We start from the raw sequence: 20,939 nt of genomic DNA, 5'->3' as shown, positions 1-20,939 counted from the left end.
CCGCGCGACGCAACGCCTGAAAAAGGAAACCCCAGATGAAGTCACTTCTCGCAACACTGGCGCTGAGCACGGCGCTGACCCTTCCCGGCCTCGCTTCTGCGCGGCCGGTCACGCTGACGACGACGCTCAGCAATTACGGTGGCGACGGCGCCTATCTCGCGCTCTATGTCACCGACGCTTCGGGCGCCTATGCGGGCAGCCTCTGGATGGCGGGCGGCAAGTCGAAATATTACGAGCATCTGAGTGACTGGTATCGCGCGACCGGCGGCGATCCGGCGCAGATCAACGGCATCACCGGCGCGAGCGTCGGTGCGGGCCGCACGCTCGAGATCACGCTCGATCTGGCGGATGCCCTGTTTGACGCGGGCTACACGCTTCATATCGACGCCGCCGTCGAGGACATGCGCGACAGCCCCAACGAGGTTGCCGTCCCGCTCACGACCGATGGCATGGGCAAGCCGGTTGCCGGGCGTCGCTACGTCGCCAGCTTTGCCTACGACATGTGAGGTGACAGGGCCATGATCCGCGCGTTTCATCGCTGGCCGGGGCTGATCGCCCTCGCTCTTGTCACGGTGCTTGCGCTCAGCGGCGCGGTGCTCGCGGTCTATCCGGTCACGGAGCGGATCGCGGCACCGCAGGCCGAGGCGGGACTGAGCGTCGCAACGCTCGCCGAGCGCGTTCAGGCGGTCTATCCTGGGCTCGAGCAGATCCGGCGCGCGCCTTCGGGGCGGATCACGGCCTATTGGTTCGACTTGGGACAACCCGGCGCGGCGGTGATCGACCCCACGACCGGACAGGGCGTCGCTTCGGCCGATCCCGATCCCCTTCAGCGCTGGCTGACCAACCTTCACCGCGCCCTCTTTCTCGGAGATACGGGCCGCGTGATCAGCGCGCTCGGAGCGGCGGCGATGCTGGTGCTTTCGGTGTCCGGAGCGTTTCTCGTCGCGCGGCGTACAGGTGGCTGGCGTCACTGGTTCGCCCGTCTGCGCGGGCCCCTTCCCGGGCGCGTGCATGTCGAGATCGCGCGGGTCGCCGTGGTCGGTCTGATACTGTCCTCGGCCACGGCTCTGTGGATGACCGCCTCCACGTTCGAGCTGATCCCCGACGGCGGCCCCTCGCTTGCCATCCCCTCGCAGGCGAGCGGCGAGACCGGCGCACCGCTCGCCGAGCTTGCCTTGCTCGGGACCACGCCCGTATCGGAGCTGCGGAGCCTGAGCTTTCCCTATCCCGGCGATGCAACGGACGTATTCACGCTGAAGACCGATCGGGGCACAGGCTATCTCGATCAGGGCAACGGCGCGGTGCTCGCCTGGGCCGATCTCGGCCCGTGGCAGCGCATTTCCGAAACGATCTACACCCTTCATACCGGTCAGGGTGCCGCCCTGCTGGGCGCGGTACTGGGGATCATGGCGCTTGGGGTGCCCGCGATGGGCGCCACGGGTGTCCTGATCTGGCTGGCGGGGCGGCGCGGACGTCCGCGCATTCGTGCCAACCAGCCGCCCGGACGCGCCGACACCATCATCCTTGTCGGCAGCGAAGGCGGCAGCACCTGGGGCTTTGCTTCGACGCTGCATCGGGCGCTCGGTGCTGCGGGGCAGAAGGCCCATATCGCGCCGATGTCGTCCTTCGCGCCCGAGCGCTATACCCGGGCCGAGCGGATCATCCTGCTCGCGGCCACCTATGGTGACGGCGTGGCACCCTCCTCGGCAAAGGGTTTTCTGGAGACACTTCCGGCCCATCGCGGCGCGCATGACATCCCGATCGCGGTGCTCGGCTTCGGGGACCGGACCTTCCCGGCTTTTTGTGCCTATGCCCAAGCGGTTGCCGATACCGCAGAAGCGGCGGGATGGCCGGTTCTGCTGCCTTACGACACGATCGACCGGCAGTCGCCGCAGGCCTTCGCGCGCTGGGGGCAGGCTTTGGGGGCGGCGCTCGGGGTCGAGCTCGATCTGTGCCACCAGCCCGTCCTCCCTTCCACCACCGACCTCACGCTTGTGTCGCGCCGCGATTTCGGGGCGGAAGTGCAGGCTCCGACCTCGATCCTCCGCTTTGCCCTGCCCCGCCCGACGCTGTGGCAAAAGCTGACGAGCACGGGCTTTGCACGGTTCAGCGCGGGCGATCTGGTTGCGATCGTGCCCGACGGCGCGCAGGCGCCGCGGCTTTATTCGCTCGCCTCTTCGCGGCGCGACGGGTTCGTGGAGATCGTGGTGAAGAAGCATCCCGGCGGCCTGTGTTCGGGCCAGCTGACCGCGCTTGAGCCCGGTGAGAGCGTGCGCGCCTTCATCCGGCGCAACCCCGCTTTCCGGCCGGACCGCTCGCGCGCACCCCTGATCCTGATCGGCGCGGGCACGGGGATCGGGCCTCTGGCGGGGTTCGTGCGCGAAAACGCGAAACACCGTCCGATCCACCTTTTCTTCGGCATGCGCGATCCGGACAGCGATTTTCTCTATGCGCAGGAAATCAGCGACTGGAAGAACGAAGGACGCCTGTCGCGTCTCGTCACCTCGGTCTCGCGCGCCCAGCGACCACGCTACGTGCAAGACGCAATGCGCGCCGATGCGCCCGAACTTGTGCGACTGGTCCAGAGCGGGGCGCGGATCATGGTCTGCGGCGGGCGGGACATGGCTGCGGGGGTCTCCGAGGCCCTGCGTGATATTCTCGCGGCGACCGGGTTGAGTCCGGCGAAACTGAAAGCGGAGGGACGCTATGTCGAAGACATCTTCTGATCTGGTGCGCCACGCTCTGCACGGCCCCACGATGGGCACCCGCTGGACGGCCCTGTTCTTCGCCCCGCCCGAGCGCGACCCCGCGCCAATCCGCGAAGCCCTTCAGGCGGCGGTCGAGGAAGTCGATGCCCAGATGTCCAGCTGGAAACCCGACAGCGATCTGATGCGGCTCAACGCGGCGGCGCAGGGTGAATGGGTGGCGGTGCCCGAGCGGCTCGCCGAAGTGCTCCGGCTCGGGCTCGAAATCGGCAAAGCCTCGGAGGGGGCGTTCGATATCGGTCTCGGGGATGCGGTCACCGCCTGGGGATTCGGCCCCGAGGATGCAGCTCCCGACCGGATCCGCGCCGCGATGAGCGCGCAGCGACAACCCGCCTTCGAGCGGCTCGAGCTCGACGATGGCAGGGCTCGCAAGCGCGGGCCTCTGGTTCTGGACCTGAACGGGATCGCGAAGGGCTACGGGGTCGACCGTCTCGCTCAGACGCTCGCTGCGCAGGGGATCGAGGCCGGTCTCGTCGGGATCGACGGCGAGATGCGCGCAAGCGGCCTGAGGCCCGATGCCACGCCCTGGACGATCGCGGTCGAAAGCCCGGATCCGCTGCGGCGCACGCCGCATTCGATCCTCGCGCTCGAAAATGCATCCGTCGCGACCTCGGGCGATTACCGTCACTGGATCGACCTCGGCGCCCGCAGGCTCTCGCATACGATGGATCTTTCGCGCGGTGCCCCTTTGCTCTCATCGCCCGCGTCTGTGACGGTGGTCGCGCGCAGTTGTGCCGAGGCCGATGCGTGGGCAACGGCGCTGATGGTCCTCGGTCCCGAGGGAGGACGCACGCTTGCACGGAAATATCAGCTCTCGGCGCTTTTCCTGATGCGCGAGGAAGACGGAAGCGTCAGCAGCGTTGGAGAGGGCAGCCTGTTTTCCGTCAGCGTCCCGGACCCGTCTTCGACCTTGGAGGCCCGAGGGGCCGACGGCGTCTGAGTTCGCAAAGTGGGGAAGCGGCGGGCCGGACGCTCTTGCTAGGCTATCGCGCCGACGCGGAGACCCTCACAGGGACCGTCCCCCATCGACGCAGGACAAAAGGTGGCCATGGGGCCGCCTTTTGAACTGGTGCCGACCGTGTTGCGCGGAAGATCAGTCGGTCACCCAGAAGAACGTCACACGCCCGCCACCACGACCGGTCGTGTCGAAGTTCCACCCATCGACTTGCTTGAACTGCTTCAGGACCGTCTGTTTCCAAAGCCGGATATTGGTGGTGCCCGGCGTGATCGACTGGGAGCCGCGATGCGTCGGCTTGACCTCCTTGCGCCCCTGCCCGTTCACCGAGAAGGCCTTGACGTGGCGCGTGTTGTTCACGATGCACACCTCGAGCGTGCGCGCGCCGTTCCGATCGCGGTCGCGAGCCGTTATCCGGCGGCGCCCGTGTCGATCGATCTGCCGGAAGGCTACGCGCCGTTAAGGGCCCGTTTGTCGCAGCTTGGTTTTACATCGGCTTTCGAGACCGCCCGGATGTATCGCGGCCCCGCCCCGAACACGAGCGCGTCCTTGCAAGCGATCGCCACCATGGAGCTCGGGTGATCACGCGCGATGCGCGCCGGGAAGGCCACCGATTTCGTCTAGAACGCGGAAATATCGAACGGGCATTCCAGTCTGGGTCGTTGGATCGACTCAGTCATCGCTTCATCCCCGCGGATAAACTTCAAACCGCACGCCATTGATTTAAAAAGGATTATATCGAAATCCACCGAAACCCACAAACACTGTTCTCCTGCGGGGCTTGCACCCGGCGACCGAACGTGGCCTCCTCTCGCTACCGTCGCACCAGACCCAACGGAGAGCAGAGATGAGCTGGTCCTTTCCCATCGGCAAAGTTCGCGGCACCGAGCTGCGGGTGCATGTCACGTTCTTCCTTCTGCTGGCCTGGATCATGGTCGGCGCCTGGATGGCCGAAGGGCCGCAATCGGCGCTGGTGAACATGCTCTTCATCGTTTCGGTCTTCGCCTGTGTCATGCTGCACGAACTGGGCCATGCAACGATGGCGGCGCGGTTCGGGGTGAAGACCCCTGACATCACCTTGCTGCCGATCGGGGGGCTCGCACGGCTCGAGCGCATCCCCGAAAACCCGAAACAGGAGATTCTGATCGCGGTGGCGGGGCCTGCGGTCAATATCGTGATCTGGATCGTGCTCTCGGTGCTGATCGGGGTGCGCGGGCAGATCGCGGATCTGCAATCGCTCGAGAGCCCGACGCAGGATTTCTGGGCGCGGCTCGCCGTGGTCAACCTGCTGCTCGTGGCCTTCAACATGATCCCCGCCTTCCCGATGGATGGCGGCAGGGTGTTTCGCGCGGTCCTCGCGCTGTTCATGGACCGGGTGAAGGCCACGCAGATCGCCGCGCAGGTCGGGCGGGTGCTGGCGCTCGCGCTGGGGCTCTGGGGGGTGATGCAATCGAGCCCGATCCTCGTGCTGATCGCGGTCTTCATCTATTTCGCGGGCGGGGCGGAAAGCGCCGATGTCACGATGCGCGGGCGCGCGCGCGGCGCGCAGGCGCGTGATGCGATGATCACCGCATTCGCGAGCCTGTCGCCCGAGGACAGCCTCGAGGACGCCGCGCGTCTGATCCTGCGCACCACGCAATCCGAATTTCCGGTGCTGGGGCCGGATGGGGCCTTCCTCGGGTTTCTGACCCGCGCCGAGGTGATGTCCTTCCCCGAGCCTGAACACCGCGCCGAGCGCGTCTCGGACCACATGCTGACGGGCCTGCACGCCCTGCCCTCCACCGCACCGCTTCAGGCCGTGCTCGAGGCGATGTCGGGGCGCCACGTTCCGGCCGTCGCCGTCACCGGCGATCACGGCCGGTTCATCGGCTATGTGAACCGCGAGAATATCGGCGAGTGGTTCATCCTCGCGCGGCGCTGAGCCGCGCTCAACGTCCCTTGCCCGCAGCCAGCGCCCCCTCGCGCATCTGCGAGAGCGTCTGGCGCGGGGTCAGCGCCTCGGGCGAGATCACCAGATCGAGCACGGCTCCCGTCGGTGATGCCAAGGCCCGCTCGAAGGCCGCCGCAAAATCCTCGGTACGCTCGACCCGTTCACCATGAAAGCCGTAAGCCCGCGCGAGCGCCGCGAAATCGGGATTGGCGGTCATCTCGGTGCCGGAAACCCGCGTGGGATAATTGCGCTCCTGATGGGCGCGGATCGTGCCATAGATGCCATTGTTGAGCACGAGAATGATCGGTTGCGCCCCGGCCTGCGCAGCGCTGGCAAGCTCCTGCGAGGTCATCTGGAAATCGCCATCGCCGGCGAAACACAGAACCGTCTTCGCGGGGTGGACCAGCTTCGCGGCGATCGCGGCGGGCACGCCATAGCCCATCGCGCCCGATTGCGGCGCAAGGAGCCACGCCTCGGGCCCGAATTTCAGGAACCGCCCCGACCAGATCGCGAAATTTCCCGCGCCGTTGGTGACGATCATATCCTCGGGCAGCGTTGCGCGCAGATGGGCGCAGACCTTGCCCATATCGACCGGCGAGGGGAGATCGGGCAGATCGAACCCCGCCTCATAGGCCGCGCGCCCCTCGGCACGCCACGCGCCCCAACTGCCCTTGACCGGCGCGAGCCCCCCGAGCGCCTCGGCAAAGGCGTTCGGCCCGGACTGGATCGCCAGCTCCGGGCAATAGACCTTGCCGATCTCGCGATCGGAGCCATGCACATGGATCAACCGCTGGCGCGGCTGTGGCACATCGAGGAGCGTGTAGCCATCGGTCGCGTTCTCGCCAAAGCGCGCATTGATCGCGAGGATGACATCGGCCTCGCGGATCAGCGCCTTCACATGGGGCATCATCCCGACCCCGGCCTCGCCGCAGAAACTCGGCGAGTGGTTGTCGAACTGGTCCTGATAGCGAAAGACCGAAACCACCGGGATATCCGAGGCTTCAGCGAAGCGCTGGATCGGGCGCGTGCCCGGGCCTTTCCAGTTGCACCCGCCATAGAGGATGAGCGGGCGTTCGGCCCCTGCCAGCATCTCGCGAAGGCGCTCCATCGCCGCCGGATCGGGGTGGGGTTCGGTGATCTCTACGGGGCCGCGCAGAGGGGCGGCATCCGTCATCGAGGTCAACATATCCTCGGGCAGTGCCACCACGACCGGCCCCGGACGGCCCGAGATCGCCGTGCTCCAGGCGCGGGCGAGGATTTCGGGGATGCGTTCGATCCGGTCGATCTCGACCGCCCATTTCGCCATCGTGCCGAAGACGGCGCGATAATCGAGTTCCTGAAACGCCTCGCGCCCCTTCATGTCGGTGCCGACTTGTCCCACGAAAAGGATCATCGGCACCGAATCCTGCATCGCCGTATGCACCCCGATCGCGGCATTGGTCGCACCGGGGCCGCGCGTGACCATGCACAGGCCCGGCTGCCCCGTGAGCTTGCCATAGGCCGCGGCCATGAAGCTCGCCCCGCCCTCCTGCCGGCAGAGCACGTAATCGAGCTTCCCGCGCGTGTCATGCAGCGCATCGAGCACCGCCAGATAGCTCTCCCCCGGCACTCCGAAGGCCTTGCGCGCCCCGAGCGCCACCAGACATTCGACGAGCAGCTGTCCACCGTTTCGCATCGCGGATCCTTTCCCCCTACCCGGCGGCGACCGTAGCGCGAGCGATCGACGAAGGAAATGCGCCCGCTGAAAAGGGATGCGGTTCGGCGCAAACGGCTGGCGCGATGCCCCCTGAGATCATCGGTTGCGGCGAAGCACCGCCACCCCTGCCCGCGCATCGTCACAGCGCCTTGCGCAACCTCTCAATTCAAGGCATGGGCCTTGACGTGGCCCGCTTCGGACTGAGATGTACGAGGCAACCGGACGCTTTCGAGAAAGGACGCCCGATGAAATTCCGCTTCCCCATTGTCATCATCGACGAAGACTTCCGCTCCGAGAACACTTCGGGGCTCGGGATCCGCGCGCTCGCCCAGGCCATCGAGGCCGAGGGGTTCGAGGTTCTCGGCGTCACAAGCTACGGAGATCTCTCGCAATTCGCCCAGCAGCAAAGCCGCGCCTCGGCTTTCGTGCTGGCCATTGACGACGAGGAATTCTCGGCTGGCCCCGAGCTTGATCCGGCGGTCGAGAAGCTGCGCACCTTCATCGAGGAAGTGCGCTGGAAAAACGCCGACGTCCCGATCTTCCTTCATGGCGAGACCAAAACCTCGCGCCACCTGCCCAACGATATCCTGCGCGAGTTGCACGGCTTCATCCACATGTTCGAGGATACGCCCGAGTTTGTCGCCAAGCACATCATCCGCGAGGCCAAGAGCTATCTCGAAGGCATCCAGCCGCCCTTCTTCAAGCAGCTTCTCGATTATGCCGAGGATGGTTCCTATTCGTGGCATTGCCCCGGCCATTCGGGGGGCGTGGCCTTCCTGAAATCGCCGATCGGTCAGATGTATCACCAGTTCTACGGCGAGAACATGCTGCGCGCGGATGTGTGCAACGCTGTCGAGGAGCTGGGCCAGCTTCTGGACCATAACGGCGCGATCGGCGCGTCGGAGCGCAACGCGGCGCGGATCTTCAACTCCGATCACTGTTTCTTCGTGACCAATGGCACCTCGACCTCGAACAAGATGGTCTGGCACCACACGGTCGCGCCCGGCGACGTGGTCGTCGTCGACCGCAACTGTCACAAGTCGATCCTGCACTCGATCATCATGACCGGGGCGATCCCGGTTTTCCTCAAGCCAACACGCAATCAATGGGGCATCATCGGCCCGATCCAACGGTCGGAATTCGAGCCGGACTCGATCCGCGAGAAGATCCGCGCCAATCCGCTTCTGAAGGATTACGACGCCGACACGGTGCGCCCGCGGATCATGACGCTGACGCAATCGACCTATGACGGCGTGCTCTACAATACCGAGGTGATCAAGGGGCTCCTCGACGGCTGGATCGACAACCTGCATTTCGACGAGGCTTGGCTGCCGCATGCCGCCTTCCACCCGTTCTACGGCCAGTATCACGCGATGGGCCGCAAGCGCGGGCGCATGGAGAAGTCGATCACCTATGCGACGCAATCGGTGCACAAGCTGCTCGCCGGGATTTCGCAGGCAAGCCATGTGCTCGTGCAGGATAGCCAGGAAGCCAAACTCGACCGGCATCTCTTCAACGAGAGCTACCTGATGCACACTTCGACCAGCCCGCAATATTCGATCATCGCAAGCTGCGATGTGGCGGCGGCGATGATGGAGCCTCCAGGCGGCACCGCGCTCGTGGAGGAAAGCATCGTCGAGGCGCTGGATTTCCGCCGGGCCATGGTGAAGGTCGAAGAGGAATACGGCCCCGAGGACTGGTGGTTCCAGGTCTGGGGACCGACCGATTTCCGCTCGGACGGCGATGGCATGGCCGAGACCCGCGACTGGGTGCTGAAGAAAACCGATGCCGAGGGCGTCGAAAGCACCGGCTCGGACAGCTGGCACGGCTTTGGCGACATGGCGCCGGGGTTCAACATGCTCGACCCGATCAAGGCCACGATCATAACACCCGGCCTCGATATCGAGGGGCGTTTCGACGAGACCGGCATCCCCGCCTCGATCGTGTCAAAATACCTCGCCGAGCATGGGGTGGTGGTGGAGAAGACCGGGCTTTACAGCTTCTTCATCATGTTCACCATCGGGATCACCAAGGGCCGCTGGAACACGCTTCTGGCCGCGCTCCAGCAGTTCAAGGACGATTACGACAAGAACCAGCCGCTCTGGCGGGTGATGCCGGAGTTCTCCGCCAAGCATCCGCGCTATGAGCGCATGGGCCTGAAGGATCTCAGCCAGCACGTCCACACACTTTACGCGAAATACGACGTGGCGCGGCTCTCGACCGAGATCTATCTCTCCGACCACCTGCCCGCGATGACGCCTTCCGACGCCTTCTCGCATATCGCGCGGCGCAAGACCCAGCGCGTGCCGATCGACGAGCTGGAAGGGCGCATCACGACGAGCCTCGTCACCCCTTACCCGCCGGGGATCCCGCTCTTGATCCCGGGGGAAGTGTTCAACGCGAAGATCGTGGATTACCTGCGGTTCAACCGGGAATTCGCCCGCGAATGCCCCGGTTTCGAGACAGACATCCACGGGCTCGTGGTCGAAACCGGCCCGGATGGCGAGACCTGCTATTTCGCCGATTGCGTGGCCGAATGAGGCGCGGGGGCGCGCGTTGCGCCCCCTGCCCGACCTTTGTCAGCCGAACCGGCCTGTGATGTAATCCGAGGTCCGCTCCTCGCGAGGTCGGGTGAAGATCTGCGCGGTCTCGCCCGCCTCGATCAGCTCGCCCAGATACATGAAGGCGGTGCGGTCGCTGACGCGGCTCGCCTGCTGCATGTTGTGGGTGACGATGGCGATGGTGAAGCGTTCCTTCAGTTGATGGATCGTCTCCTCGATCTTGCCCGTCGAGATCGGGTCGAGCGCCGAGGCGGGTTCGTCCAGCAAGATCACCTCGGGCTCCACCGCGATCGTGCGCGCGATGCAAAGGCGCTGCTGCTGGCCGCCCGAGAGCGACTGACCCGAGGCTTGCAGCTTGTCCTTCACCTCTTCCCACAGCGCCGCGCCGCGCAAGGCCGCCTCGATCCGGTCGTCGATTTCGGATTTCGCGGTGCCCATCAGTCGCAGACCGAAGGCGATGTTCTCATGGATCGTCATCGGGAAGGGCGTGGGCTTCTGGAACACCATCCCGACCTTGGCGCGCAGCCGGTTCAGGTCCGTGCCCTTCGCAAGGATGTTCTTTCCGTCGAGCAGCACCTCGCCCGTCGCGGTTTGGTTCGGATAGAGGTCATACATCCGGTTCAGTACCCGCAGCAGCGTCGATTTCCCGCAGCCCGAAGGACCGATGAAGGCGGTCACGCGGTTTTCCGGCAGATCGAGGTCGATGCCTTTCAGCGCCCGGGTCTTGCCGTAGAAGAACTCGAGATTGCGGATCGAGATGCGCGGCTTAGGTGCCGGGTCGATGTCGTGGAACGTGAGCGGAGAGCGGTCGCGAATGAGTGTATCCATCAGGCTTTCTCCTTTCGGGAGGTGACGAGGCGGGCGATGATCGACAGCGCCAGCACCGCGACGGTGATGAGAAGCGCGCCTGCCCAGGCGAGGGATTGCCAGTTGTCGTAAGGCGACAGCGCGAATTGGAAGATGGTAATCGGCAGCGAGGCCATCGGCTGCGTGAGGTTCAGGCTAAAGAAGTTGTTCGACAGCGCCGTGAACAGCAGCGGCGCGGTCTCTCCGGAAATCCGCGCGATGGCGAGCAGCACGCCCGTCACCATGCCCGCGCGGGCGGCCTTGTAGGCGATGGTGCGGATCACCACCCAGCGCGGCGCGCCCAACGCAAGACCTGCCTCGCGCAGTTGATCGGGCACCAGCAGCAGCATGTCCTCGGTGGTGCGCACCACGATCGGAATCACGAGGATCGCCAGCGCCACCGCGCCTGCCAGCGCCGAGAAATGCCCCAGCGAGACGACGAGCAGCTGATAGACAAACAGGCCCACGATGATCGAAGGCGCCGACAGTAGGATGTCATTTACGAAGCGGATCAGTTTGGTGAGCTTCGAGAACCGCCCGTATTCGGCCATATAGGTGCCCGCAAGGATGCCGATCGGCGTCCCGATCGCCACCGCGATCGCGGACATGATCAACGAGCCGAGGATCGCGTTGCGCAAGCCCCCCGCATCCATCGGCGCGGGCGTATCCTGCGTGAACACGGCGAGGTTCAGCGCGCCTGCGCCCTTCGCGACAAGGTGGATCAGGATCACGGCAAGCACGAACAATCCCAGCGCGGCGGCCCCGGTCGAGAGCGTCATCATCACTGTGTTCACAGCCTTGCGGCGGGTCATTCTGGCGGACATGGGTCAGGCTCCCGTCTTGGCTTTCATCCGGCGCAGCATGTATTGCGCCACGGCGAGGACGATGAAGGTGAGGATGAACAGCACCAACCCCAGCGCGATCAGCGAGGCGGTGTAAAGCGGCGTCGTGGCCTCGGTGAACTCATTCGCGATCGCGGCCGAGATCGTCGTGCCCGGCTGCAGGATCGAGGCGGAAATCCGGTGCGCGTTGCCGATCACGAAGGTCACGGCCATTGTCTCACCCAAGGCGCGCCCAAGCGAGAGCATGATGCCCCCCACCAGCGCCGTGCGCACATGCGGGATGACGATATGGCGGTTGACCTCCCAGCGGGTCATGCCGAGTCCATAGGCGCTCTCGCGCAGCATGTCGGGCACGGTCAGGAAGATGTCGCGCGCCAGCGAGGCGATGAAGGGCAGAACCATTATCGCGAGGATGAGCCCGGCGGTCAGCATCCCGATCCCGTAGGGCGCGCCCGAAAACAGCGTGCCGATCAGCGGCACCTGCCCCAGCGTGTCGATCAGCGCGGGCTGCACCACCGATTGCATGAAGGGCGCGAAGACGAAGAGCCCCCAGATGCCGTAGATGATCGAGGGGATACCCGCGAGCAGCTCGATCGCGATCCCCAGCGGGCGGCGGAGGATGCGCGGGCACGTCTCGGTCAGGAAAATCGCGATCCCGAGCCCCACCGGCACCGCGATCAGCATCGCGATCACGGAGGTGACCACCGTGCCATAAAGCGGGGCCAGCGCGCCGAACCTGTCGGTCACCGGGTTCCATTTCGCCGTCACAAGGAAGCTCGCTCCGAAATGCTGGAAGGCGGGCCAGGCACCCATGGCCAGCGAGACGAACACGCCCAGCAGGGTCAACAGCACCACCACGGCGGCAGCAAAGGTCAGCGTGCCGAAGACCCGATCGGATCGCGCCGCCGGGTTGGCCGCGCGCGGACCTGCCTCAAACTCAGTCACGACGCTCATTCTGCACTCCCTTCAAAACGGGCAAAGGGAGGGCCGCCGAAACAGCCCTCCCGAGATCATGCGGGGGATCGTGCGATCAGTTGTTCATCGCCCAGACCGAGGCACCGTCCTTGCCCTTGATCTGCGTCCATTCCGCCTTGATCTGCGAAACGACCGAGGCGGGCATCGGGATATAGTCGAGTTTGGCCGCAGCCGCGCCGCCATTCGCATAAGCCCAGTCGAAGAACTTCAGGGCGTCAGCCGACGCCGCGCCGTCCTTGGCATCCGAATGCATCAGGATGAAGGTCGCTGCCGTCATCGGCCAGGTCGCCTCGCCCGGCTGGTTGGCGAGGATCACACCGAAGCCCGGCTGGCTCGACCAGTCGGCATTGGCGGCGGCCGCAGCGAAGGCGTCGGCCTTGGGCGCCACGCGCTTGCCGTCCTTGTTGATCATGTCCGTGTAGGTCATGTGGTTTTGCAGCGCGTAGGCATATTCGACATAGCCGATCGAGTTCTTCGTCTGATCGACGTTGGCGGCGACGCCCTGGTTGCCTTTCGCACCCAGACCCACCGGCCATTCGACCGCGGTCGAGACGCCGATATCGTCCTTCCAGCCCTGATCGACGGCAGCGAGATAGTAGGTGAAGTTGAAGGTGGTGCCCGATCCGTCCGAACGGTGGACGACCGCGATCGCCGCGTCGGGCAGCTTCACGCCTTCGTTGAGCTTGGCCATGGCCGGATCGTTCCACTTGGTGATCTTGCCTTCGTAGATCTTGGCCAGCGTCGCGCCATCAAGCACCAGCTCACCCGGCTTGATGCCGTCGACATTCACGACCGGGACGATGCCGCCCATCACGGTCGGGAATTGCACGAGCGTATTGGCCTTCAGCTCATCGCCGCCCAGCGGCTTGTCGGAGGCGCCGAAGGTCACGGTGCGGGCCTCGATCTGCTTGATGCCGCCGCCCGAGCCGATGGCCTGATAGTTGAGCCCGGTGCCGGTCTTTTCCTTGTAGGTTTTCGCCCAGTCCGAATAGATCGGATAAGGGAAGGTCGCGCCAGCGCCCGAGATGTCGCCAGCCTGCGCCGCGACAGCCGAGACCAGCGTAGCACCGGCGATCACGGCGGTGAGGGAAAGACGGGATTTGAACATGGGATAACGATCCTCGTTGTCTGTCATTTCACGCCGAAACGAGAGCACCCCGTTTCGTTGCCTGACGGTTTGGGCGCGCTTTCTGACAGCCATGTAACAATCGCGCAGCGGTGAACGGGCGTGATACTGCGCCGAGACTCACCGCACAGAGCGCCGCCCCCAGATACCCATTGCGAAAGATATTTTCCTGCCATTTCAAATCCCTGAGGGAACACGGAAGAGAACACATCCGATCTCATTTCCGGGAGGCCGCCGGAAAATCCGCAAGATCACTCTGCCAAAGGCCGGGAAATCTCGTCGTTTTGTGATGCACAGGCGCAGGGTCGGGCCTCGCGAAAGCCGCTTGCCCGGCGATTTCCCCCTCGTGAAAGGCGGATCACCGCGCAGTTTGGCAGGCGCGTTTCCCCGTCCCTTGGGTTTCACAGTTCTGTTATCTGTTCGTGAGGAATCCGATACAATCGCCCCCTAAAGCCCCCCGTAGCGTTAACTCTGGGAGCCGCATCATGAAATCCACTCTTCTTTCCTCGCTCGTCCTGTCGACCGCGTTGAGCACGCCGGTCCTTGCCGAGACCCTCACCCGCGTGGTCACCGTGCCGCTGGGCGGCGAGATCACCGGCATGTTCCTCGAAAAGGGCGACCTGTTCTTCAACGTCCAGCACCCCGCCGACGACATGGGCAACGAATTTGCCAAAGCGACGATCGGCGTCGTCTCGAATGCGGATTTCAAGGCCAAGGCGTCGGACGTTTCCGAAGGCGACGACAAGAAAGTCGTGAAGACCTCGCTGGGCAAATACCAGGTGCTGGTGCAGGAAGGCGACTTCGACAAGATCGGCAAGATCACCAACGCGGAAGGCGAGATCCTCGAGTCGAACGATCCCGACTTCAACGCCTTCGTCGCGACCGGCGAGGATGCGGGCTATCTCTTCACCAACTGGGAGGACCGTCCCGGCGGCATGTCGCGGGTGAAGCTGTCGCGTGCGGCCGACGGCACCTGGAGCGCGGACGCCAATGACGCGATGATGCTCGACTTCTCGTCCGTGCACGGCACCTGGGTGAACTGCTTCGGCACCCTCTCGCCCTGGAACACCCCGCTCAGCTCGGAAGAGCTGTATTTCGACGAAACCGCCGACTGGAACAACCCGAACTTCGAAGAGATCGGCGATGTGGCCGGGCTCGAGCAGTATCTGGGCCAGTATCCGAACCCCTACCGCTACGGCTTCATCGTCGAGATCGCCGATCCGGCCGGTCAGGCCACCCCGGTCAAGCGTTTCGCGATGGGTCGCTTCTCGCATGAGAACTCGGTGGTGATGCCCGATCGCAAGACTGTCTATCTCTCCGATGACGGCACCAATGTCGTGTTCTTCAAATTCGTCGCCGATGAGGCGGGCGATCTTTCGGCCGGCACGCTCTACGCCGCGAAGATGACCCAGAAGACCGCTCCGGGCACCGCCGCGGCCGAAAGCGGGTTCGATGTCGAATGGATCGAGCTGGCCCATGGCACCGAAGCCGATATCGCCGCATGGATCGCGGACTATGACGGTATCACCCAGGCCGATTACGCCGAAGGCAAGAGCTCCTACATCTCCGACGAAGACGTCGCGGCCTGGGCGAAGGGCGAAGCGAAAGACGACCGCGCGGCCTTCCTCGAAAGCCGCAAGGCCGCCAAGGCCAAGGGTGCGACCGCCGAATTCCGCAAGATGGAAGGCGTGAACATCAACTTCGACGCGGCGGCCGACGGCTCGGTCCCCTACATGTACATGGCGATGTCGGAAGTCGCCAAGGGCATGGCCGATGACAAGGGCGATGTGCAGGTCGCCGAGAACAAGTGCGGCGTCGTCTACGAGATGAAGCTCGACGCGGCCTATAACGTCGCGACGATGATCCCGGCCGTGGCGGGTGGCGCGTATGACAAGAACGCCGAAACCAATGCCTGCGACGTGAACGCGATCTCGAACCCCGACAACATCGTCGTCCTGCCCTCGGGCCAGGTGCTGATCGGTGAGGATACCGGCCATCACGAGAACAACGCGATGTGGCTCTACACCCCCGATCGCAGCGCGATGTAAGCCTCGTCCGAAAACATCCGACCGGGGGCGGGCACGACCTGCCCCCGGTTATCATTTTCCAAGCCCGAGACTGTCATGCTGTATCGTCTGGCGAGCGCGCTTCTCGCCCTCTCCCCGCTCGCGGCCGCCGCGCAACCGCTCTCGAAGCTCGACACCGCCGCGCTGATGGCGCTGCGGCCTGCCTCCGAGGATCTCGCCGAGGCCGGACGGCGCTACAATCCCGAGGCCCCGATCCCGCCGCAATGCTACACCGAGATCGAGGGGCGCTATAATCCCTGCTATGTCTGCCACCAGTCGAACACCGACCGGGAGCGCCCCAATTTCATGCAGGACGGCGGTTTGCAGGCGGAATACGCTTTCTCGGAAGCGGGCATGACCAACCATTACGCCAATCTCTTCATCGACCGCTCGGCCAAGGTTGCGGCGATCTCGGATGGGGCGATCCTCGACTGGATCGGGCAGGACAATTATTCCGATCTGGCCGGACGCCTGCGCGCGGAAGGCTTCGAGGGGTGGATCCCCGATCTTGATGGCTATGCCGATGGCGCCGGAGCCTTTGACGCCGATGGCCTCTCGCGGGATGGCTCGTGGTGGGTTGCGTTCAATTACAAGCCGCAGCCCTCGACTTTCTGGCCCACGAACGGCTCGACCGATGACGTTCTGATCCGTCTGCCCGCGCCGTTCTACACGGACACGGACGGGCGCGAGAGCCGTGATCTCTACTTCGCCAATCTCGCACTTCTGGAGATGGCCTTTCAGGACCGTGACGCGATCAGCCTGCCCGAGGTCGATGAAGCCGCGATCGGCGTGGATCTCGATGGCGACGGCACGCTTGGGAAAACGGCCACGATCAAGCGCAGCGCGCATTATCTCGGGGCGGCCTCGGATGAGCCCGTGCAGCGGATGCTCTACCCCGAAGGCACCGAATTCCTGCATTCCGTGCGATATGTGGGGCTTGGCGAGAATGACGCGATCACCACACCGCCGCGCATGAAGGAACTGCGCTACATGGTGAAGACCCGCGCCCTCTCGATCCCGCAGATCGCCTCGCGCTATGGCAATGAACGTCAGGAAAAGCTCGACGAGAATCTGCCGCGCTATGTCGACCTTGGCGACAAGGGGATGGATAACGGCATGGGCTGGACGCTTCTGGCCTTCATCGAGGACGAGACGGGCCGCCTGCGCCGCCAGACCAATGAAGAGCTGTTCTTCTGCCGCGGCTGCCACACTACGACGGGCGCCAATATCGACCAGACCTGGGCTTTCCCGCGCAAGATCACCGGGGCGAAGGGCTGGGGCTATATCGACCTGCACAGCCAGCGCGACGTGCCCAATCTGGGCGAGAGCATGGGCGAGATCGCGCAATATCTCGAACGCAGCGGCGGCGGGGATGAATTTCGCTCCAATACCGAGATGATCGCGCGCTGGTTCACGCCCGATGGCCGCGTCAACACCGAGGCGATGGCGGGCAAGACGGTCTATGATCTCATCACCCCCTCGCGCGAGCGCGCGCTGGCGCTGAACAAGGCCTATCGGGTGCTCGTGGTCGAGCAGAGCTTCCTCTTCGGGCGCGACGCGACGGTGACGCCGCCTGCCAATGTCCATGCCGAGATCGACGAAGCCACCGCGCCGACGCTGCCGCCGCAGTATCGCTACCGCCACGATATCCGGCTGAACTGGGGAGAGTGATCCGGGGGGCGCCTGCCCCCCGGCACCGCCCTACTGCGTCGTCCAGCCCCCATCGACCGGGATCGAGGTTCCGGTCACGTTATGGGCGATCGGCGCGCAGAGCCACAGCGCGAGCGCCCCGATCTCGGACGGGTCCGACATTCGTTGCGTCGGCTGCTTCTCGGCCAGAAGCGCTGCCACCCCCGCCGCGCGATCCCCGCCATGGGCAGAGGCCCGCTCGGCGATCTGGGGCGCGAGGATCTCGGTTTCGGTCCAACCCGGGCAGATGCAATTGACCGTCACCCCGCCAGAGGCCTTGCTGCCCGCGGTCGCATATTCCAAAGCCGCGACCCGGCTCATCCCGACGAGACCGAATTTCGAGGCCACATAGGGCGCCTTGTTGACCGAGGCCACAAGGCCGTGCACCGAGGCGATATTGATCACCCGGCCATAGCCCTGCGCCGCCATCTCGGGCAGCGCGCGACGCATCGTGTGAAAGGCGCCCGACAGGTTCACCGCGATCACCGCGTCCCAGATCTCTGGCGCGGCCTCAGCCAGGCTCACCGTGCGCTGGATGCCCGCGTTGTTCACGAGGATATCCGCCCCGCCCCAGTCCGCCACCGAATCCATCATCGCGTCGATCGCCGCAGGGTCGGCCATGTCGGCATCGAAGAACCTCACCTCCGGCGCGCCCGCAGCCTTGAGCTTTTGCGTAACCTCGAACACCTGTTCGGGACCGGCCAGCCCGTGCAGCGCGATCCGCGCCCCCGCCCCGGCCAGCGCCTCGGCGATCGCAAGCCCGATCCCCTGCACCGATCCCGTCACCAGCGCGGTCTTTCCCTGAAGCTGCGTCATTTTCTCTCCTCCTCGATGATCCGGCGCAGCTCTGTCTTGAGAACCTTGCCGTAATTGTTCTTGGGCAGCGCCGCGACGACGCGGTAAGCCTTGGGGCGCTTGAAACGCGCGATGCTCTCGCAGCAGTGGCGATCGAGCGTAGCAGGGTCGATCGCGCTCCCCGGGGCCGGGGTGACGAAGGCCAGAACGCTCTCGCCCCATTCCACGTCGGGCGTGCCGATCACCGCCGCCTCGTGCACGCTGGGATGCAGCAACAGCGCCTCTTCGACTTCGCGCGGGTAGATATTCGTGCCGCCCGAGATGATCACATCCTTCGAGCGGTCCTGAAGCGTGACGAACCCGTCCGCATCCATCGCCCCCATGTCGCCGGTCCACAGCCAGCCGTCGCGGATCGCACGCGCGGTCGCTTCGGGGTTCTCCCAATAGCCCGCCATCACCGCAGCGCCACGCACGAGGATCTCGCCGGTTTGCCCGTGTGGCAGCGGGTTGCCGTCGCCATCCGCGATCCGCACGCTGACCGGGCTATGGGCCAGCCCCACCGAAGCGAGCCGTTCGCGCCAGCGCGGATGGCTGCGATCGGCAACGATCTCGCGCGAGAGCGCTGTGATCGTCATCGGGCTCTCGCCTTGGCCGTAGATCTGCACGAAACGCGGCCCCATCACCTCGACCGCCTCGACGATATCGGCCAAATACATCGGTCCGCCGCCATAGACGATCGTCTTGATCCCCTCTCCGGTCGACCCGCTCGCCTTGGCGCGATCGACGAGTCGGCGGATCATCGTCGGCGCGGCGAACATCGAGACATTCCCGAGACGCGGTGCGAGATCCAGGATTTCCTCGGCCTCGAACCCGCCCGAGAGTGGCACCACATGACGCGCCGCGCGCATCACATGAACGAAATTGTAAAGCCCTGCCCCGTGCGACATCGGCGCTGCGTAGAGGATCGCATCCTCCTCCTCGACGCTATCCACATCGGAGAAATAACCAAGGCACATCGCCTGAAGATTGGCCGAGGTGATCTTCACCCCCTTGGGCCGTCCCGTCGTGCCGGAAGTGTAGAACAGCCAGACGGTCTGATCGGCCTCGATCGGCACGGGCGCGGCCATCGGCGCATGCTCCATCAGTGCGCGATAGGCGTGGCTTTCGATATCGAGCGTCTCGCTGTGCAGCTCGGCCCCGGGATCGGCGGTGACGAAGGTCAGCTTCGCCCCCGAAGCCTCGATGATCCACTCGGCCTCGCGCGGATGCAGCTTGCCATTGATCGGCACCACCACCGCGCCCGCGAACCACGCGCCGTAAAGCGCCTCGAGATATTCGGTGCGGTTCTTCATGAAGATCGCGACCCGGTCTCCGGGCGCGATCCCGCGCGCGCCAAGCCCCGCCCCGATCCGCGCGGCCCTGTCGGCAAACTGCGCGTAATCGGCCAGAACCTCCTCGCCACGCATCAGCGCAGGCGCGCGGGGGCGACGAATTGCGGTGCGGACGAGCCACTCCGCCGGGTTCATTCCGCGCGCTCCGCCTCGAGGATCGAGCAGTAATTCGCGACGCCCGACCCGCCCATGTTGAACACGCAGCCAAGCTCCGCGCCGGGCAGTTGCATCTCGCCCGCCTGCCCGGTGAGCTGCATCGCGGCCAGCACATGCATCGACACACCCGTCGCGCCAACCGGATGCCCCTTGGCCTTGAGCCCGCCCGAGAGGTTCACCGGCAGCGCCCCTTCGCGCGTCACCAGTCCCTCGTCGATCGCGCGGGCACCAGACCCGCGCGGCACGAGCCCCATCGCCTCATAAACAAGCAGTTCCGCGATGGTAAAACAGTCATGGACCTCCGCGAAGGAGAGATCCTTCACGCCGATGCCCGCCTCCGCATAGGCGCGCGCGAAGGCCTCTGCCGGTCCCTCGAAGGCCAGAAGATCCCGGCGCAACATCGGCAGGTAGTCATTGACCTGCTGGGCGGCGCGGAACCCGATCCGATTGGCGAAATCGCCCGCGCGATCCTCGGCCACCATGACCAGCGCCGCCGCCCCGTCCGAGATCAGCGAGCAATCGGTCATCCGCAGCGGCGCGGCGATCATCGGGTTGCGCTCGCTCACGGTATTGCAGAACTCGAACCCCACCTCCTTGCGCATCTGCGCAAGCGGATTGGCCAGCGCGTTGTGGTGGTTCTTCGCCGCAATCCGGGCAAGCGCGGCAGAGCGATCCCCATGCGCCTGGAAATAGGCCTGGGCAAAGCGCGCGAAGATCTGCGGGAAGGAAACGCCTGCCTCTTCAGCCTGGTAGGACGCCCCGGCCAGAGCTTCGGTCACGCCTGCGGTGTCCTTCGCGGTCATCTTCTCCGCTCCGATCACCAGCGCGGCCTTCACCCGGCCCGAGCGGATTGCGTCGCGCGCGGCATAGATCGCGGCAGAACCCGACGCACAGGCATTCTCGACCCGCGTGGCCGGGGTGAAGCGCAGCCGCTCGTCAAGCCCCAGCGCGAGGGAGCTGGGAAAACCGTCGGGCACCAGCCCCGAGTTGAAATGGCCCAGCCAGATGCCGTCGATCTCGCCCGGGTCGATCCCCGCATGATCGAGCGCCTGCCCGCCCGCCGCGAGGATCAGATCCTCAAGCGTCTGCCCCTCGAGCCGTCCGAATTGCGTATGCCCCCAGCCCACGATTTTCGCGTCCATCTCA

The 20,939-nt window shown here is 65.1% G+C and carries 17 protein-coding genes; 8 read left to right on the top strand and 9 right to left on the bottom strand.

The features are described 5' to 3' along the window. Nucleotides 1-35: 35 nt before the first annotated feature. Genes BMI90_RS15010 through BMI90_RS15000 form a run of 3 tightly spaced genes read left to right on the top strand, consistent with a single transcriptional unit; the run spans nt 36 to nt 3,705 of the window. Nucleotides 36-506, top strand: coding sequence for a DUF2271 domain-containing protein (locus BMI90_RS15010; RefSeq protein ID WP_078530307.1), 471 nt, complete (start codon nt 36-38; stop codon nt 504-506). Nucleotides 507-518: 12 nt separating this feature from the next. After that, nucleotides 519-2,726: a PepSY domain-containing protein gene (locus tag BMI90_RS15005; protein ID WP_078530306.1), complete on the top strand. Its 2,208-nt coding sequence runs from the start codon at nt 519-521 to the stop codon at nt 2,724-2,726. Next, nucleotides 2,707-3,705, top strand: a complete 999-nt coding sequence (locus BMI90_RS15000) for an FAD:protein FMN transferase (RefSeq protein ID WP_078530305.1) — start codon at nt 2,707-2,709, stop codon at nt 3,703-3,705. Before BMI90_RS15005 ends, BMI90_RS15000 begins: the two co-directional genes overlap by 20 nt. Nucleotides 3,706-3,858: 153 nt before the next feature. Here BMI90_RS15000 and BMI90_RS14995 read toward each other — a convergent pair whose 3' ends face one another. Beyond that, nucleotides 3,859-4,080 (bottom strand): hypothetical protein, encoded by a 222-nt coding sequence (locus BMI90_RS14995; protein WP_146671310.1) that lies wholly within the window; start codon nt 4,078-4,080, stop codon nt 3,859-3,861. Here BMI90_RS14995 and BMI90_RS18890 point away from each other — a divergent pair. Both BMI90_RS18890 and BMI90_RS14990 read left to right on the top strand, forming a co-directional pair. After that, entirely contained in the window at nt 4,063-4,302 is a 240-nt protein-coding gene (locus BMI90_RS18890) for a hypothetical protein (RefSeq protein WP_210401965.1), read from the top strand. The genes BMI90_RS14995 and BMI90_RS18890 overlap by 18 nt on opposite strands. Nucleotides 4,303-4,567: 265 nt before the next feature. Further along, entirely contained in the window at nt 4,568-5,641 is a 1,074-nt protein-coding gene (locus BMI90_RS14990) for a site-2 protease family protein (RefSeq protein ID WP_078530303.1), read from the top strand. A gap of 7 nt (nt 5,642-5,648) precedes the next feature. Here BMI90_RS14990 and BMI90_RS14985 read toward each other — a convergent pair whose 3' ends face one another. Then, a complete protein-coding gene (locus BMI90_RS14985; RefSeq protein ID WP_078530302.1) occupies nt 5,649-7,325 on the bottom strand; it encodes a thiamine pyrophosphate-binding protein in 1,677 nt (558 codons plus the stop codon). A 266-nt stretch (nt 7,326-7,591) separates the two neighbouring features. Here BMI90_RS14985 and BMI90_RS14980 point away from each other — a divergent pair, with 266 nt between their 5' ends. Continuing rightward, entirely contained in the window at nt 7,592-9,886 is a 2,295-nt protein-coding gene (locus BMI90_RS14980) for an arginine/lysine/ornithine decarboxylase (protein WP_078530301.1), read from the top strand. 39 nt (nt 9,887-9,925) lie between these two features. Here BMI90_RS14980 and pstB read toward each other — a convergent pair whose 3' ends face one another. From pstB to pstS, 4 genes are all read right to left on the bottom strand, one after another. Then, nucleotides 9,926-10,735, bottom strand: a complete 810-nt coding sequence (pstB, locus tag BMI90_RS14975; RefSeq protein WP_078530300.1) for a phosphate ABC transporter ATP-binding protein PstB — start codon at nt 10,733-10,735, stop codon at nt 9,926-9,928. Further along, a complete protein-coding gene (pstA, locus tag BMI90_RS14970; protein ID WP_078530299.1) occupies nt 10,735-11,577 on the bottom strand; it encodes a phosphate ABC transporter permease PstA in 843 nt (280 codons plus the stop codon). The genes pstB and pstA overlap by 1 nt, the downstream gene beginning before the upstream one ends. Nucleotides 11,578-11,580: 3 nt before the next feature. Next, entirely contained in the window at nt 11,581-12,549 is a 969-nt protein-coding gene (gene pstC, locus BMI90_RS14965; protein ID WP_078530298.1) for a phosphate ABC transporter permease subunit PstC, read from the bottom strand. 76 nt (nt 12,550-12,625) lie between these two features. Then, nucleotides 12,626-13,678, bottom strand: a complete 1,053-nt coding sequence (gene pstS, locus BMI90_RS14960) for a phosphate ABC transporter substrate-binding protein PstS (protein ID WP_078530359.1) — start codon at nt 13,676-13,678, stop codon at nt 12,626-12,628. A gap of 503 nt (nt 13,679-14,181) precedes the next feature. Here pstS and BMI90_RS14955 point away from each other — a divergent pair. Continuing rightward, nucleotides 14,182-15,744, top strand: a complete 1,563-nt coding sequence (locus BMI90_RS14955) for an alkaline phosphatase PhoX (RefSeq protein ID WP_078530297.1) — start codon at nt 14,182-14,184, stop codon at nt 15,742-15,744. 75 nt (nt 15,745-15,819) lie between these two features. Next, on the top strand, nt 15,820-17,433 hold the full coding sequence (locus BMI90_RS14950) for a hypothetical protein (RefSeq protein WP_078530296.1): 1,614 nt from the start codon (nt 15,820-15,822) through the stop codon (nt 17,431-17,433). Nucleotides 17,434-17,463: 30 nt separating this feature from the next. Here the strand turns inward: BMI90_RS14950 and BMI90_RS14945 are convergent, their stop codons facing one another. From BMI90_RS14945 to BMI90_RS14935, 3 genes are read right to left on the bottom strand one after another with little or no spacing between them, the layout of a single operon-like run. After that, nucleotides 17,464-18,267, bottom strand: a complete 804-nt coding sequence (locus BMI90_RS14945; RefSeq protein ID WP_078530295.1) for a 3-hydroxybutyrate dehydrogenase — start codon at nt 18,265-18,267, stop codon at nt 17,464-17,466. Beyond that, complete coding sequence (locus BMI90_RS14940; RefSeq protein WP_078530294.1) at nt 18,264-19,772, bottom strand: AMP-binding protein; 1,509 nt, start codon at nt 19,770-19,772, stop codon at nt 18,264-18,266. Before BMI90_RS14940 ends, BMI90_RS14945 begins: the two co-directional genes overlap by 4 nt. Next, nucleotides 19,769-20,935: an acetyl-CoA acetyltransferase gene (locus BMI90_RS14935; protein ID WP_078530293.1), complete on the bottom strand. Its 1,167-nt coding sequence runs from the start codon at nt 20,933-20,935 to the stop codon at nt 19,769-19,771. The genes BMI90_RS14940 and BMI90_RS14935 overlap by 4 nt, the downstream gene beginning before the upstream one ends. Nucleotides 20,936-20,939: the final 4 nt, after the last annotated feature.

This window comes from Thioclava sp. L04-15, assembly GCF_002020275.1.
GTDB lineage: Bacteria > Pseudomonadota > Alphaproteobacteria > Rhodobacterales > Rhodobacteraceae > Thioclava > Thioclava marina.
Note: the sequence above shows the minus strand (reverse complement) of the source record. Positions and strands in the feature narration are given on the sequence as shown.

Coding starts and splice junctions, on each gene's coding strand:
- BMI90_RS15010 (WP_078530307.1), top strand. CDS start 36: ATGAAGTCACTTCTCGCAACACTGGCGCTGAGCACGGCGCTGACCCTT.
- BMI90_RS15005 (WP_078530306.1), top strand. CDS start 519: ATGATCCGCGCGTTTCATCGCTGGCCGGGGCTGATCGCCCTCGCTCTT.
- BMI90_RS15000 (WP_078530305.1), top strand. CDS start 2,707: ATGTCGAAGACATCTTCTGATCTGGTGCGCCACGCTCTGCACGGCCCC.
- BMI90_RS14990 (WP_078530303.1), top strand. CDS start 4,568: ATGAGCTGGTCCTTTCCCATCGGCAAAGTTCGCGGCACCGAGCTGCGG.
- BMI90_RS14985 (WP_078530302.1), bottom strand. CDS start 7,325: ATGCGAAACGGTGGACAGCTGCTCGTCGAATGTCTGGTGGCGCTCGGG.
- BMI90_RS14980 (WP_078530301.1), top strand. CDS start 7,592: ATGAAATTCCGCTTCCCCATTGTCATCATCGACGAAGACTTCCGCTCC.
- pstB (WP_078530300.1), bottom strand. CDS start 10,735: ATGGATACACTCATTCGCGACCGCTCTCCGCTCACGTTCCACGACATC.
- pstA (WP_078530299.1), bottom strand. CDS start 11,577: ATGTCCGCCAGAATGACCCGCCGCAAGGCTGTGAACACAGTGATGATG.
- pstC (WP_078530298.1), bottom strand. CDS start 12,549: ATGAGCGTCGTGACTGAGTTTGAGGCAGGTCCGCGCGCGGCCAACCCG.
- pstS (WP_078530359.1), bottom strand. CDS start 13,678: ATGTTCAAATCCCGTCTTTCCCTCACCGCCGTGATCGCCGGTGCTACG.
- BMI90_RS14955 (WP_078530297.1), top strand. CDS start 14,182: ATGAAATCCACTCTTCTTTCCTCGCTCGTCCTGTCGACCGCGTTGAGC.
- BMI90_RS14950 (WP_078530296.1), top strand. CDS start 15,820: ATGCTGTATCGTCTGGCGAGCGCGCTTCTCGCCCTCTCCCCGCTCGCG.
- BMI90_RS14945 (WP_078530295.1), bottom strand. CDS start 18,267: ATGACGCAGCTTCAGGGAAAGACCGCGCTGGTGACGGGATCGGTGCAG.
- BMI90_RS14940 (WP_078530294.1), bottom strand. CDS start 19,772: ATGAACCCGGCGGAGTGGCTCGTCCGCACCGCAATTCGTCGCCCCCGC.
- BMI90_RS14935 (WP_078530293.1), bottom strand. CDS start 20,935: ATGGACGCGAAAATCGTGGGCTGGGGGCATACGCAATTCGGACGGCTC.